General features: G+C 68.1%; 15 protein-coding genes. 12 read left to right on the top strand and 3 right to left on the bottom strand.

Going from position 1 to position 14,787, the window contains the following annotated elements; translation table 11 throughout:
• The first annotated feature begins 128 nt into the window (after positions 1 to 128).
• Positions 129 to 1,523 carry a helix-turn-helix transcriptional regulator gene (locus ABZ883_RS13075; RefSeq protein WP_360905686.1) on the top strand — a complete coding sequence of 465 codons (1,395 nt, stop codon included), beginning with the start codon at positions 129 to 131 and terminating at the stop codon, positions 1,521 to 1,523.
• Positions 1,524 to 1,546: 23 nt separating this feature from the next.
• A complete protein-coding gene (locus ABZ883_RS13070) occupies positions 1,547 to 2,401 on the top strand; it encodes an aminoglycoside phosphotransferase family protein (protein ID WP_360905685.1) in 855 nt (284 codons plus the stop codon).
• Between the two features lie 229 nt (positions 2,402 to 2,630).
• Here the strand turns inward: ABZ883_RS13070 and ABZ883_RS13065 are convergent, their stop codons facing one another.
• Together ABZ883_RS13065 and ABZ883_RS13060 are read right to left on the bottom strand one after the other, a co-directional pair.
• Positions 2,631 to 3,038 carry a thioesterase family protein gene (locus ABZ883_RS13065; RefSeq protein ID WP_360905684.1) on the bottom strand — a complete coding sequence of 136 codons (408 nt, stop codon included), beginning with the start codon at positions 3,036 to 3,038 and terminating at the stop codon, positions 2,631 to 2,633.
• A gap of 65 nt (positions 3,039 to 3,103) precedes the next feature.
• Complete coding sequence (locus ABZ883_RS13060; protein WP_360905683.1) at positions 3,104 to 3,994, bottom strand: helix-turn-helix transcriptional regulator; 891 nt, start codon at positions 3,992 to 3,994, stop codon at positions 3,104 to 3,106.
• Between the two features lie 1,069 nt (positions 3,995 to 5,063).
• On the opposite strand from ABZ883_RS13060, the gene ABZ883_RS13055 reads away from it, so the two are divergent.
• The 10 genes from ABZ883_RS13055 (at position 5,064) to ABZ883_RS13010 (ending at position 14,012) form a co-directional block, all read left to right on the top strand.
• On the top strand, positions 5,064 to 6,083 hold the full coding sequence (locus ABZ883_RS13055) for a hypothetical protein (protein ID WP_360905682.1): 1,020 nt from the start codon (positions 5,064 to 5,066) through the stop codon (positions 6,081 to 6,083).
• Entirely contained in the window at positions 6,083 to 6,787 is a 705-nt protein-coding gene (locus ABZ883_RS13050) for an ATP-binding protein (RefSeq protein WP_360905681.1), read from the top strand. The genes ABZ883_RS13055 and ABZ883_RS13050 overlap by 1 nt, the downstream gene beginning before the upstream one ends.
• Positions 6,788 to 6,905: 118 nt before the next feature.
• Positions 6,906 to 7,472, top strand: a complete 567-nt coding sequence (locus ABZ883_RS13045) for a WhiB family transcriptional regulator (RefSeq protein WP_360905680.1) — start codon at positions 6,906 to 6,908, stop codon at positions 7,470 to 7,472.
• Complete coding sequence (locus tag ABZ883_RS13040; protein WP_360905679.1) at positions 7,469 to 8,452, top strand: DUF2637 domain-containing protein; 984 nt, start codon at positions 7,469 to 7,471, stop codon at positions 8,450 to 8,452. Before ABZ883_RS13045 ends, ABZ883_RS13040 begins: the two co-directional genes overlap by 4 nt.
• Before the next feature lie 101 nt (positions 8,453 to 8,553).
• Complete coding sequence (locus ABZ883_RS13035) at positions 8,554 to 8,778, top strand: hypothetical protein (protein ID WP_360905678.1); 225 nt, start codon at positions 8,554 to 8,556, stop codon at positions 8,776 to 8,778.
• Between the two features lie 203 nt (positions 8,779 to 8,981).
• On the top strand, positions 8,982 to 9,440 hold the full coding sequence (gene mobC / locus ABZ883_RS13030) for a plasmid mobilization relaxosome protein MobC (RefSeq protein ID WP_360905677.1): 459 nt from the start codon (positions 8,982 to 8,984) through the stop codon (positions 9,438 to 9,440).
• A complete protein-coding gene (locus ABZ883_RS13025) occupies positions 9,440 to 11,209 on the top strand; it encodes a mobilization protein (protein ID WP_360905676.1) in 1,770 nt (589 codons plus the stop codon). Before mobC ends, ABZ883_RS13025 begins: the two co-directional genes overlap by 1 nt.
• Before the next feature lie 113 nt (positions 11,210 to 11,322).
• Complete coding sequence (locus ABZ883_RS13020; protein ID WP_360905675.1) at positions 11,323 to 11,718, top strand: hypothetical protein; 396 nt, start codon at positions 11,323 to 11,325, stop codon at positions 11,716 to 11,718.
• A gap of 108 nt (positions 11,719 to 11,826) precedes the next feature.
• Positions 11,827 to 13,068 (top strand): DUF6236 family protein, encoded by a 1,242-nt coding sequence (locus ABZ883_RS13015; RefSeq protein WP_360905674.1) that lies wholly within the window; start codon positions 11,827 to 11,829, stop codon positions 13,066 to 13,068.
• A gap of 359 nt (positions 13,069 to 13,427) precedes the next feature.
• Complete coding sequence (locus ABZ883_RS13010) at positions 13,428 to 14,012, top strand: DUF6082 family protein (RefSeq protein WP_360905673.1); 585 nt, start codon at positions 13,428 to 13,430, stop codon at positions 14,010 to 14,012.
• Between the two features lie 142 nt (positions 14,013 to 14,154).
• Here ABZ883_RS13010 and ABZ883_RS13005 read toward each other — a convergent pair whose 3' ends face one another.
• Positions 14,155 to 14,565: a hypothetical protein gene (locus tag ABZ883_RS13005; RefSeq protein WP_360905672.1), complete on the bottom strand. Its 411-nt coding sequence runs from the start codon at positions 14,563 to 14,565 to the stop codon at positions 14,155 to 14,157.
• Positions 14,566 to 14,787: the final 222 nt, after the last annotated feature.

Genomic DNA, 14,787 nt, shown 5'->3' with positions numbered 1-14,787 from the left:
GTTGCGGCGTGTACTGGGCAGAACAAGTTCGGTAACCATTGAGGACCACGCCGGAGCGATCGCGTAGACGTCGGATGCCGACAGCCGGAGTCCCGGCCATCTGTCGGCATCAGCATCGGGAGAACGGGATGCCACAACCGCCGAAAGAGCTCGACCCCGCCCGCTCGTCGCGGGCACTGCTGGGCACGGAGCTGCGCCACTGGCGCATGAACGTCCGCGGCATGTCAGCCCGTGAGCTGGGTGAGTCCGTGCACGTCAGCGGCGACCTCATCCTTGCCATCGAGACGGCCAAGCGTTCCTGCGACGAGGAGCTGGTGCACGCTCTGGACGCCGTTCTGGGGACTCAGGGCACCCTGTCCCGGATACTGAAGCTGGTATGCGCTGACGCCGACAGACAGCGTGCCGATGCCGACAATCGGTCACCGAGCCCTTCCGCGCGACTCCACGAAGGCGACGGAGAGCGCATCCTGACAGGGCACGCATCACTTGCTCCGAACGGAACTGATCCTGTGGACCGCCGATCCTTTCTCGCTGTCTCCGGCATAGCCGCCCTGTCCACCTCAGGTCTCTCCACATTGGTCACGCGAAGTGAGCCGGTGCCGCCGCCAGCCGTGATCCGCCCCGGTGACATCGAGCAGATCCACACTGCGGCGACGGTGATCTCGAAATGGGACAACCACTACGGCGGCGACGGAATGGTCCGTGAGGCGGCGTCAGCTCAGCTCCAGTGGGCGGGCGCACTGCTCCAGGCCGACTGCCGTGAAGACCTGAGAGCGGACCTTTTCGCCGCTGTCGCGCGCCTTGGCATGGTCGTCGGTGCTGCCGCCTTCGACGCGTACGCCCACAACGACGGGCAGCGGGCCTTCAGGTTCGCCGCCGTCTGCGCAGAAGAAGCCGATGCGTGGCACCTGCGGGCCAAGATCTACTCGTGGCTGGCGCGGCAGCAGATCTGGCTGGGTAATCCGGACCGGGGCCTGACGTTCGCCGAGCTCGGCCTCGCGCGGGCCGATCGCCTCACAGCTACGGAACAGGCCATGCTGCACACCGCCAGGGCCCGTGCCTTCGCCAAGATGGGGGAGGTGCAGCAGACCCTGTCCGCCGTGGGTGCGGCCGATGACGCGTTCGGCCATGCCCGGGCTCACGAGGACCCGCCGTGGATGGCCTATTACGACGCCGCACAGCACCACGGCGACACGGGCCACGCGCTCTACGACCTGGCCTTGTTGGGACACGATCCCGCGCGGGCTCAGGAGAGGCTGCGTACAGCGGTTGCCGGACACGGTGACGAATACGTACGGAGTCGAGCCATCTCAGGGACGAAATTGGCGTCTCTGCTGATGACGACCGGTGATCCCGCGGAAGCCGCAACGATCGGTCATGCGGCTCTGGATGACGCAGGCCATCTGCACTCTCGCCGGGCGGCTGACGACGTGCGGGAGTTGGGACTCATGGCCGGTCGCCACCCCGGGGAGCCGGTAGTGGCCGAACTCCAACAGCGCGTCAACGCTACGGTCAAGGCATGACGGCCCCTGGGACAACCTCGTCCGTGCTCGACCAGGCGTGCGCAGCCGTAGGGCTCTCCACCGCAGGCGCCGAGCCGATACGCATCGCGGAGAACGAGATCTGGCGCCTCCCGGGCGCAGTGATCGCGCGAATTGCGAGACCTGGTCAGTCGGCCGCCGCAGTTCGCGAAGTCCGTGTTGCCCAGTGGCTGGCCGACAACGACGTTCCGGCGGTGCGACCCCTGCTGGCCGTTGAACAGCCGGTCCTCGTGCAGGAACAACCCGTCACCTTCTGGGAAGAGTTGCCGCCGCACGAGCCTGGGACCGTCAGGGATGTGGTGCACCTCCTCAAGGAGTTGCACAGCCTGTCGATTCCCGACTTCTCCCTGGGTCGACTCCAGCCGTTCGTCCGAGTCACGGAGCGGATTGAGGCAGCGAGCACGCTCGGGGCCGACGACCGCGCGTGGCTGCGTGATCACCTTTCAGCCCTGCAACAGGATTGGACGCAACTCCCGGCGGGGCTGGCGGAGTGTGTCGTCCACGGCGACGCGTGGGTAGGTAACGTCGCGCGGACCAAGCGCGGAGATGTCTTTCTGCTGGACCTGGAACGCTGCACGGTCGGCCCGCCGGAGTGGGACCTTGTCTCCACAGCAGTGAAGCTGACCACGACCGGTAGCGTCACGCGAGGCGAGTACACGGAGTTCTGCAGCTCGTACGGCACCGACGTCACCACATGGTCCGGTTATGAGACCATGGCCGAAGTCCGGAAAATGCGCATGACGGCCTACGCCGCACAGCACGCCGCAACCAACCCGGCATGGCGCCGGGAGGCCCAGTACCGAGTGGACTGCCTGCGCGGCAGAGTCCCGGGACCTTGGCGCTGGACGGGGATCATGTAGAGCAACAGGGCCGTCGCGGGGTGAACCTGACCGGCTTTATGAACGACCGGATAAGGCGGCTGTGTGACTCCGGCATCATGCCTGCGCCGGGGATCACACTGCAAAATTCAGCCTGAGCAGGACCGACCCGGCCGCGTGGGAACACCCACCCGGCCGGGAATCACCGGTCCCTCAGTACGCAGCCGTTCCCCACGGGCGCATGTGCCGCGCAACTGCGGAAGCCTGGTGCTCAGGACTCGGTGTAGCGGGCGATGAATTGCCTCTCGATCTCGGAGAGGCGCCGGAGGCTGCCGGTGTCGAGGTTGTAGGCGGCCATGGTGGTCGTGACCTCGACGTACAGTTGGTCGGCGTCGCGGATCTCGCAACCGAGTTCGAGCACCGCCCCGCGGCCGCGGATCACCCGGACTTGTACGTGCACAGGGTCCTCCCGGTACAGCAAGGGAGCGTGGTAGTCGACCGTGGATCGGCGGACCACGAACGCGCACTGGCGGCGGCTCGCCTCGTCGGCCGGCAGGATCTCCTGGAACATTCTGGTCCGCGCTTCCTCCGCGTAGCGAAGGAACAGCACGTTGTTGACGTGTCCGTATGCGTCCGCGTCCGCCCAGCGCAGCGGCAGGCGGTAGGTGTACTGCTCCACAGGGTTCTCTCTGTCTGAAGGGCGAGGCTGGTCTCGCGATGTCGTCGACGTGCGGCGGGGGAGGCTCACACCGGTGTCTCGAGCTCGGTCCTCATGAGCTGGTTTTCCTGCGCCCATGAGTTGCGCTGCCCGCCAAGGCTGTTGGTCTTGTCGTCCGCTTGGGCGCTTTCGACCCAGGTGAGCACCGTGAACCGGAAATCGGGCGCGGATGCCGGGTGCAGGACATGGCTGACGACTTCGACGGTCTCCCACTCCAAAGCCGGTACCCGCATGCGGAAGACATGGCCGTCTCTGCTTTCCTCCAGATCGGCACCGGCTTCCCAGAGGCGCTCGATGAAGGGGTCCTTTTTCGCTTCCGCGATCAGTTGCTCCAGCTCCGCGTCCGGGAGGTCTCTGGTGGCTTGGGCGAATTTCATGATCTTCACATACGCTGCGGCGTGCATGTCCCAGTCTTCGAACTGGTCGCGGGCCGCGGGTTCGGTGAGTGCCCAGCGCAGGAGGTTCGCTCCTGGTTTCATCACCCATGGCCACCACTCGGCCATGGCGCGGTTGAAGCTCACGATGTTCCAGTTGCGATCCGTCAGGTAGGACGGGCTGGGCATCTGGCGGTCGATCAGGAGTTGCAGCGCTTTCCTCAATTGGGGCTCCTCGGTGTACTCGACCGAGGTGCCGAGGTTGTAGAGCAGCAGCGCGTGGCGCTCGTCCCGGTCGAGATCGAGGACAGATGCCAGGGCGGCGCATTGTTCGCGGGTGAGTCGGAGGAACGTTGCCCCCTGCTCGACTTTCCGATAGGTGCGCTCGCTCATGCCGAGCGCCCTGGCCGCCACGGGTTGCGTGACTCGGGCATTCTTGCGCCACAGGCGCAGTAGATGGCCGAAGCCCATGTAGCGACCGGCGAGCTGCCCTGAGGAGAACTCCTCCCCGACGCCCGCGACGCCGTTAGCCGTCGTGGCCACTGAGATCCTTTCCCACCCTTGCGCTTCGTCGTGGCGGCGACCGGCATAGGCGCATGTAATAGGAGGCGATCATGCGTCGCCGCCCCCTGGATTCATTTTTATCAATTCTCGACGATGTGCAAGCCCCGGCCCTGCGGAGTGGTGTTCCTTTATAACGGTCAAAGGGGCGAAGTGGGTCTAATCTCGGCATTGAAACCGGCAATCTTTTGCCGGTTTCCGGGATCGGCAAAAGATTGCCGGTTTTCGCGAATCACCTTTGCCTTCCCAACTTGATCATGATTAACCCACCCGTCTCGATGCTGAATATCCGTCATATTGACATCCGAAACTATGTGTTGGTGCTGGATGAGGCTGCCCGGGGACTTCTGGTGCAGCGGAATCTACGCGCATAGCGTTTGTCTTGACGCTTGTCTGATCGGTTGGTTAAAAAAATCATGCCGGTTGGGTGTCCCTGCAAGGACCTCGACGTGACCGGGTCGGCGGCGCTGTCGTCACCTTTGACACGGGACTGGATCTTGCTCGGGCCGACGCATATGTTCGTCGTCCCTCGCGGGGGACCTGGCGCGGTGGTCAACGGCCGGGATGGTGATAACACGCTGGAAGGAGGCCCAGTTGTCTCAGGCGACGCCGTAAATGCCAACGGCGCCCGGGAGTTACCAGCTCCTGGGCGCCGGGACGGCACTCCGAGGGGGTGCCCTTCACATCTCGCGGGCGGCGTGCTTCTACACACGAGAACGCCGCACCGCGCTCCTACGAGCAACGGAGTATTGCATGCTCGCCATACCGAGCGAAACCGTGTCCTGCCCGAATACGAACCGCCGGCAGCGCCCCGCAGCACAGCGAGCCGATACAAACCGCGCAGCGACCACGACCGGCGTCAGCCACAACGGCCCCAGGCGGACGTGGCAGCATCCGCGCCCCACCGCGAGGAACAAGGCCGGGGCGACGATCGACCTGAACAGGACGACAGCCGGCGCAGTGACCCCAAGGATGTCTCGGGTTCGGTCCGCCCCCCGCGTCTGGAGCCGGACCACCACCGTCATCCTCACGGCCGGTCGGGACCGCTGACATGGCCCGGATACGAACCATCAAGCCGGAGGCCTTCACCTCGGAGTCCCTCGGAGAGGTGACCGTCGAGGCCGAGCGCACCTTCTTCGGCCTCCTCACCCAGGCCGACGACCACGGCCGCCACCGTGACAACGCCGCCATCATCGCGGGGCTCCTGTGGCCCCTGCGCGCCGAGCACACCAGCGTCCACGTAGAGGACGACCTCCAGCAGCTCGCCAACGCAGGCCTCATCTGCCGGTACACGGGCTGCGACGGACGGCGTTACCTCCATGTCGTCACCTGGCACCAGCACCAGAAGATCGACAAGCCGAGCCAGTCGAGGCTGCCGTCCTGTCCGCAGCACCACGCGGCGAACCGGTGCGGTTCCTGCAAGGGCGTCTGTGCCGAGGCAACCGACGCGTCGCCCACCTCTGCGCGAGGGCTCGCCGACGCCTCGACGAATCCTCCTGGACCCCTCGACCGGCCCGCGCCACCCTCCCCCGGACCAGCCGCTCCGCGAGGCGGGGCATCGCACGCGCAGCAGCCCACCCCCGCCGATCCCGACGCCGCCCCTGGCCCCACACGGGACGACGTCGCAGGCCAGACGGGCTTCGTCGGCAGCTACGCGAGCCCTCCCCGAGGCCTCGCAGAAGCCTCGGGTACTGGATCTAGGATCTTGGATCCTGGATCTTCCTTCCCTACGGGGCGCGAAGCGCCCGCAGCCCACGTCTCGGCCGACCATCTTCTCGGCGAGTACATCAGGGCCTGCGACAAGCGCCCGCCCAGCGACGTGATCGGACACCTGGGACGGATCACGAAGAAACTCCTGGCCGAGGGCATCGACCCGCAGGACATCCGGGCCGGGCTGTCGAGGTTCGCCGCCAACCCCAAGCACCCGAGCGTGCTGACAAGCATGGTCAACGAGGCGATGAACTCCCGATCCGCCGGTTTGGCGCGGCCGGGATCCGGCCCTAACGTGCCCGCTCACCGGGCGTGGACCAACCCGGTCGACGCTGCCGCCGCCTACGCCGAGGAGCTGTGATGGGCGCCCGCACCCGCGAACCCCAGCCCCTCGGCACAGCAGGCGCCCTCGGCCGGATGGCCCGCATCATGGCAGCCCGCAACATCACCCAGGCCACCCTCGCCGACCCGGCCGACGAGCCTGAAGGGTCCTCGCCACTGGACGCCCTGTCCGCCGGCATGCCCCCGCGCTACAGGGAGGCCGTCGCGGACCACCCGCAGGTCCTGGCCTGGGCCCGAGAGGTCGCCGAGCAGGCCGTCGCCCCCAGCCCCGGCGCCCGCAGGCAGGTTGTGACAGGTCCCAGCCTGCTGATGGCCGGCGTGGTCGGCGCAGGCAAGACCTATCAGGCCTACGGCGCCATCCGGCTGCTCGTCCGGATGGGTCTCGGGGTGCGCTGGCGAGCGACCACCGCCGCCGACCTGTACGCGTCACTGCGGCCCCGCCAAGGCGTTGACAGCGAGCGGGAGCTGGCCGCGATAAGCCGCAGCCCACTGCTGATCATTGACGACCTCGGCGCGGCCAAGGCCAGTGAGTGGGTCGAGGAGGTGACGTACCGGCTGGTCAACCGCCGGTACAACCACATGCTCCCGACCCTGGTGACCACCAACCTGGCCATTAAGGACCTGCGCGCCCACCTTGGCGACCGCGTCACCAGCAGGCTCGCCCAGATGACCACCCGGGTCCAGTTCGAGCCGGTGGACCGCAGACGCCACCTCCTCACCTGACACGCCGCGTGCCGACACCCGGGCCGCGCCTCCCAGACGCGCTGCCCGACGCACTCCCGTACCCACCGCCTCCCTCCGCCGACGCCCCCGCGCGCGGAGAGCGAACGGAGCACACCGCATGACCACGACGACGAACAACGCTGCCCCCCACCGCCTCCTCGGCGACCAGACCTGGCAGGAGCGCGCCGCCTGCCGGAGTACCGAGCACAACCCCGTGGATCCCGACATCTTCTTCCCCCAGCCCGACGAGATCGACAAGATCACCGGGGCCAAATCGCTGTGCGCCCAGTGCCCCGTCCGCCGCGTCTGCCTCGACGCCGCCCTGGAGGCCGGCGACACCCACGGCATCCGGGGCGGAATGACCGAGGAGGAACGCGAACCGCTCCACGAGAACCTCGCCAGGCGCCTCGACTACAGCCGTGTCAACGCCGTCATCGCGGGCCGCGACATCCACCTCACCAAGGCAGAGCGCCGGGCTGTCGTCCACGCCGCCGTCCACCAGGGGCTCACCGAGCAGCGCCTGGCGTGGCTCCTGAAGATCACCGAGGAGCACGCCCAGAAGCTCTACCGCGAGACCCGCCGCGCCCTGCGCAACCGAGACCTGGAGCAGACCACGAAGACCACCCCGCCCCCCGAGACCGACGGCGAGCGCCTAGCCCGCGATGACTTCGGGACGGCGGCATGAGCGCCGTGAGCGCGCCGAGGACGGCGCACATCACCGGCTGGGACCGCGCGGTGGTCATCGCCCTCGGCAGCGCAGGGTGCGCCCTGTCGTATGACGCCCTCCAGCAGATGGCCGTCGCCATCCACGTCCGCGGTTTCCTGACCTACCTCTTCCCCCTGGTGATCGACGGCTTCATCGCCTACGGCATCCGGGCACTCCTGGTCCTCCGCGACGCGCCTCTGCGCGCCCGCCTCTACGTCTGGGCCCTCTTCGGCACGGCCACCGCCGCCAGCATCTGGGCCAACGCCCTCCACGCGGTCCGGCTCAACGACGAAGCGGTCGCCGGCACCGGCCTGCGACTCGGGGACACGGTGGTCGCCGTGTTGTCCACCATCGCCCCCCTCGCACTGGCTGGAGCAGTCCACCTCTACATCCTGATCGCCCGAGGCCCGGTCAAGGGCAGCGACCGGGAAGACCTCGGTCAGGCCGGTCAGGTCAGCACCGGACAGCCGGTCAATGCCCTGGCCGACCGGCCCCGACCGTCCCTGAACAAGCAGGACCCGAGTCCTCGGGCACTGACCGGGGACACCGCCCCGGCGGACAGCAGCCTGGTAACCGGTGACCGCGAACAGCCGCACGAGGCCGCTGACCTGCCCGGACAGCCGGACACCGCGCCGCCGGTCACTGACCGCGCCATCGGCACCGAGCCGGTCACCGGCCACCAGGACAGCCACGCGCGGGACACCGACCGGCCGGTCACTCCGCCGCAGGTCACTGACCGGGACACCCGGACAGCAAGTGACCAGCGGAGTGACCGCGACACCGAGGAGCTGCTGAAGATCGCCCGGTCAGCGGTCGGGGCCGAGGACAAGCTGACCCGCAAGGTGGTCGCTCAGGCGATCCGAGGTCAGCAGATACCGCTGTCCAGCGACACTCTGACCGCTCTGATGGCTCAACTCCGCGCCCAGCACGGACAGCCGGTCACCTCCGGCGGGAACTGACAGGACAGCACAAGGCGGGTGACCGAGCCGGACACCACGACCGGTCACCCGCCCCCGGACACGCGCCCCACATCCTTCCGAAGCGAAGCGGAGAGCAACCCATGCGTACCCACCCGGCCACACCCGCCGAGGTCAACACCTGGCTGACCGTCCTGCACCAGCGCGGCCACCTGCACCGGGCCCAATCCGGCCCCGACACGACCTGGACCGTGCAACGAACCCGGGAGAGTCGCGCCTGGACCCTCCACCACCCGGTCCTGGCCATGGACTGGATCGAGGAACTCGTCCGCGAACTACGGGAGGAAAACCCGGAGACGAGCCGGTGACCGCCAACGAACCGGTTGTTACCACCGCCGGACAGCAGCGTGACCCCACGACGGCTCCTGGCGGAGCAAGTTGTCGCGTACGACGGTCCTACGGCCCGTTGTACGCACTTGCCCCCGCCCAGGGGGGCGGGGGAAGTCCGGCTGGTCCCCGAGCGAGGGCGCACGGGGACCAGCCGGACTCCCGGCGCCCGGGGGCGCCGGTCGTGGGAGGAGAAGCAGACGAACGCGCCCCGCGCGAGCAGCAGAGCCCGAGTCAACCCGCGTTCCCCGACCGCAAGCCGCGCCGACGTACCCGCAACCCGAGCCAGCGCACCCACAAGACGACCACCCGCCTGTCCGACACCGAGAAGACCGAGATCAACGCCGCCGCCAAGCAGCGCGCCGTCACCGTCGCCCGATTCCTCGCCGCCGCCGGCCTCGCCGTCGCCCGCGGTTCGACCACCGTGCACACCAACGAACAACTCGACGCCGCCATCGACGAGCTGGTCGCTCTGCGCACCGCCATCTCCCGTGTCGGTAACAACCTCAACCAGATCGCCTACGTCTACAACGCCGGAGGACAGCCTCTCCCCGGCGAACTCGACCGCGCCCTGACGACCGTGAACCGCGTCCTGGCTCGCGTGGACGATGTGGCCGACACTCTGGTGAAGAAGCGTCTTTGATGGTCCCCAAGATCCGACGCGGCTCGCGCACCCACGGCCTGCTCGTCTACCTCTACGGCCCCGGCAAGCGCGACGAGCACACCGACCCCCACCTCGTGGGCAGTTGGGACAGCTTCGCCCCCGACCCTGGCCGCGACACCAGCCCCGAACCCGACCCCAAGACCACCCTGGCCCGGCTCGCCGCCGCCCTGGACCTGCGGGTCAAGCAGGCCGGCGACAAGGCGCCGGCCCAACACGTCTGGCACTGCTCGGTCCGTACCGACCCCGGCGACCGGACCCTGACCGACGACGAGTGGAACACCGTCGCCCGCCGCCTCGTCCACGCCGTCAACCTCGCCCCCGAAGGCGATCCTGACGGCTGTCGCTGGGTCGCGGTGCGCCACGCGGACGACCACATCCACATCCTGGCCACCATGGTCCGAGGCGACCTGCGCCGCCCAAGGATGAACTACGACTTCAAGAAAGCCCAGGCCGAATGCCGCCGCATCGAACAGGAGATGGGTCTGCGCCGGCTCAAGCCCGGCGACGGCACCGGAGCCAAGACGCCCACCAGCGCCGAGCGCTTCAAAGCCGAGCGGGTCGGCCGACCCGAGACACCGCGCGAGACGCTGCGCGAAGCCGTCCGCCAGGCCGTCGCCGGAGCCGCCAGCGAAGCCGAGTTCTTCAACCGCCTGCGCGATGCGGGCCTGCGAGTCAAGCTCCGGCACGCCCCATCCGGCGACTTCCTCGGCTACACGGTCGCGCTGCCCGGGGACCGCAACCGTGACCGCGAGCCGGTCTGGTTCGCCGGCTCGACCCTGGCGCCCGACCTTTCCTATCCGAAGATCCAGCGCCGCCTCGCCGACGGAACCCCCGACGCGGCTCAGCTGCCGGAAGCCGACAGCGGACGCTCGAACTGGTCGCCTCCCGCACGGGGGCGACGCACCGCGACCGGGGTCGCCGAGCGCGCCGTGATCCTCCTGGACAGCGACGACGACGAAGCCGCAGCCCAACTCGTCGGAGTCGGTGAACTCCTGGATGCCGTCGCCCAGACCTCCCCGGCCGCCACGCGCGCCGAACTCTCCGCCGCCGCCCGCTCCTTCGAACGTGCCACCCGCAGCCACGTCCGAGCCGAACGCGCCGACACCCGGGCGATCCGCTCGGCGGCCCGTGGCATCATCCAGGCCGGAGGCGCGCTCCGCCGAGGAGAAGACGGCGGCACCACCGCCATGCTCGTCTCCACCCTTGTCCTGGTGGCGCTGGCCGCCGCACGCTGGCACTCCGCACGCGGCCACGCCCAGCAGGCCGAAGCCTCCCAGCAGGCCGCCGAGCACCTTCGCGCCGCCTACCGCCAGGCCGCCGCCGCACCCATGCAGGCCCTGCGCGACCAGGGACGAGCCTTGCCCGACGCCCAGCGTCGCGCCCACGAGACCACCATCCGTGCCGCCCTGCCCGAGAACCGCACCCGACCCGGCACGAGCACGCAGAACGACGCCTTGGTCGCCACCCTGGACCAAGCCGAGCAGGCAGGCCACGACCCCAAGGCCCTCCTGCAGAAGGCCATCGCCATGCGCGAACTCGACACGGCCGAGGACGTCAACGACGTCCTGGTCTGGCGACTGCGCCGCCTCGCCCAGCTCCCCGCCCACCCGGGCGAAGGCACTCGACGCCCGCAGGCCGGCACCAGTCGCGCCACGCCTCCCGCCAACCCGGCCAGCGTCCGGACCGCACCCCCGGCCCCGCCGAGGCCCGCGGCACCGGATCCGCACAGCCGCCCGCCGCGCCGCTGACCAGCAGTCCGGCAGGCCTGCCACCGGCCTGCCGACTGCGCGAAGCCCCTGGACAGCCGATTCCACCCGCTGTTACGGATGAAGAGAAGGCCCTCGACGGGGAGACGACACTCGTGCTCAGAACGACCGACCACCACGCAGAGACAACCCCCGTCCTGCCCGCCGCCCCCGCCGGAAACGAACCGCTGCCGCAACTCCAGCACGAGACACAGCCGCCCAGCGGCCCCGGAGCGACGCGATGCCTCAGCCACCCGCCAGAGCTGTCCCTGCGCGGCATCCCCGTGTTGTGCCCGGCCTGCCAGGCCCGGCGCGACTGGCTACTCATCAACCACGGCCGCAACGTCTGGGTCCGCTGCCGCTGCGGCAACCAGTGGCTTGAGCCCGAGTTCAGCCGAGCCGACTTCGACGCCCTGATCGCCATCCCGGACGGGACGACTTACCCCAGCGTCGAACAGGGCCTGATCGCACTCGGCTTCGACGGCGCCTTCGCCGGCACCTACCTGGAGTAGAGCAGCGCGGTTCCGCTTTTTGCACCAGCGGCGAACACCGCTTGCGTAGCATGCTGTCGGCCCCGGACACATCCGGTGAGGCCGACATAGCACGGTGAAGGGGCAGCAGTGCAGCGAATCGGCCTTTACTACCCGTATGTGCACTTTCGTAAGGAACAGTGGATCAAGGCCGCCGCCCTCTACTGGCCGGGCCTGGCCCGAGTCGTCCCGCGCGGATTTCCTGTCAGCGACCCGGACCTGGTCAAGGCCCTGCGTGACGGGCTGGACAACTTCCTCACCGACGTGGACCCCAGGGAAGCGGCAGCCGCTGTCGCCCCAGCCTTCCTGAAGGCCGTCGAGGACCACGGCACCGAACTGAGGCAGCGCTTTCTGGCAACGGCCGAAACGCGACCCTTTCACACGCATGAGGGGAACCAGCCGACGCTGTTGATGGGACAGCGCATCATCAACGCCGAGCCGACCTCGCCTGACGACCTGCGAACGCTTCCGCGCGACGAACGCCCTCTCGCCGGCCTCTACCCGCACGAGGTGGACCCAGGGCTTGCCGACGCCCTACGCGGTGCCGGTCTTGCCGTGCCGGCCATGCGGTCGCGCATCGCCATATCCGCAGGCGTGACGTGGCTGGCCATGGACCCGGGCCTGGCCTGGATCTACAAGTGTGTGCTCACCGAGGAGCTGGGCCGCCGTACGTTCTACTCCCCGATCACCGACCAGGTCGCGGCACACAGCGCCACGGATGGATGGGACAGCGACCGGATCGCTGCTGCCATGTTGGGCGAGCCGCCCCGACCGGCGAACTCCGACGGGACAACACGACTCGGGCTGATGGCCGTGCAGTGCGTCCTCCCGGACGGCCTGCGCTCGGTGCCGGTGGCCAAGATCATCCAACTGCGGAACGACTACAAGGCAGAATTCCGTGCCTTCAGGCAAGCAGTTGACAAGGCTGCGGCAGACCTGCGGGAGCAGGTGGGCGGCATCGAAGACCGCGCAGCCTTCGAACATCACCTCCGGATGACATTCGACGAGAGCATCGCCCAGCCCCTTGAAGACCTGCGCAAGGCCATGAGTGGCCTCAACCTCAAAACCTTCTACAGCGCACTGAACTACAAGTTCGAAGTGCCCGTCCTCGCCGCGGCGGCGAGCGGCTGGGCAGGCAACGTGCCGATCGCGGGAGGAAGTCTCGCGATTGCCGCCGCGACCCTGCGCCAGGCCACCGTGGAGGCACGCGACACTCAGCTTGCTGGCTCTCCGGTCAGCTACCTGCTCAGGGTGGAACGGAACCTGAAGCCGACCACACTGGTGCGGCGGGTGGCGCGAGCGCTTGGCCGAGTCGCGGGCACCGGAATCTAGGTCGTACTTCACGGGTGACTCTCTTGCGCAGCTTCTGAGCTTGATCATGGCAGGGAGCGGTCGATCAACAACTCCTTGATCTCGTTGTTCGCGTGCGCGCCTACGGTCCCGCTTCACCCCCTCCGTAACACCCGCACCCTACGGACCAACAGACCGTAGAAACAGCGGAGTTCTCGACCGTCAGCTCCCTGGCTGGCTCGCCGGGCCTACTTGTCGCGGGTCGGAGCCAGCTTCATCCTGGTCGGCGAGCGTCGCCAATCGGGTATCCAGGGGGACATGTGACGACCGGCAGGGGCAGCACTCAACGCGCCCGGAGGCTTTCGACGGGCCTGGCGTACGGCCTACTCGGACTCGGGGTGATGGGACTGATCGCGTTCACCCCGTTCCTGCTGGCCGCGATGGCTCCGGCAGGCACAGACTGGGGAAAGCTCAGTGACGTCAGTCAGACGTACGGGGCCGTCTCTGTCGTGTTCTCGGCCGTAGCCCTTGCCGGCGTGGCACTCTCGCTCCTTTACCAGGTTCGCCAGACCCGTACGAGCAACGAACAGGCCATCAGGGATAGCCACCTCCAACTCGCGACGCTTGCGCTGAGCAACCCGGATCTGCTCCAAGCGTGGTCACCGCCCATCGCGCCGGTCTCCTTGAAGAGGCACCAGCAGCACTTGATCACGTCCCTTGCTCTCGGCGAGTTGCTGCAGCGCTTCCGCATCGGTCACTTACCCGCTCTGAAGCTCGCCGTGAAGCTCGACAGCCACTTCCGCGGCGAGATCGCGCGCGAACAGTGGGAGCGCGAAGGGCCTGGATGGCGCCGCACCATGAGCGCGGGTGATCGCCGTGACCGCACGTTCGTCGACCTGGTGGAGGAGCGCTACCAGGCCGCCGTGGCGGCTGGGCCAGCATCCGCCCTCGCAGAGTTCCAAGAACGGACAGACAGGCCCTCCTAGGGTCTGTGCGGGGTTGTGATCTCGTGGCCCCCGTCCCTCCCCGACCGGGGGTCCACGAGATCACAACCCTCTCGACCTTTCAACGGCATCGAGCACTGGGGCACCCGTCCACCCAGTGGCACCACCCGCGGTAAGCCCTCGCTCAGCAGTCGTAGCTCTTGAGCGTCTTCGAGGCACCGGTGGCTGACTTCAGGTAGTCGTTTTCCGACTTCAGACTCTCCTTCTCCGCCGTCGACTCCGCCAACTGCGTGACCAGTCCGGCAGCCATGGACAGGAGCCCCTCGTGCTTCGTCTGGAGTTCCTCGTGCTCTTCCTGAAGCCCTTCGTGCTCGTCCTGAAGTCCCTTGTACTTCCAGGCGAGGACCCCGATGGCGGTGGTGGCCAGAACGCCGACGCCAGCCTTGACCAGGACCTTGGCTTTGCCGAACTTACCTCCGGCCGGCCCGGCACCGTCCTTGCCGATGCAAACGTGGCCCGTCTGCTGCGAGTGCTGTTCAGTCTCGCCGAGATGGTCGCTCTGAAACGAGCACGATCCGCATTGGTAATTGGTCATCAGATGTTCCTCTCCCCCGAGGAGATGAGCTTGCCACAGGTCACGTGGCTCCGACGCCCACTTGGTCATCCTCGTACGCCCACCGGCGCTGGGGGAAGGACGCGCGCCTACACGGGCGTGCCCGCTGGTTGTGGGCTATGCCGTCCACGCTCCCAGGGCCCATGGCCCGCCACGGAACGCCCCTCTTGTTGTCGAGCACGAAGAGCAGGAGTGACGGATCCG

The organism is Streptomyces sp. NPDC046977 (assembly GCF_040644455.1).
In the GTDB taxonomy this organism is placed as follows: domain Bacteria; phylum Actinomycetota; class Actinomycetes; order Streptomycetales; family Streptomycetaceae; genus Actinacidiphila.
Note: the sequence above shows the minus strand (reverse complement) of the source record. Positions and strands in the feature narration are given on the sequence as shown.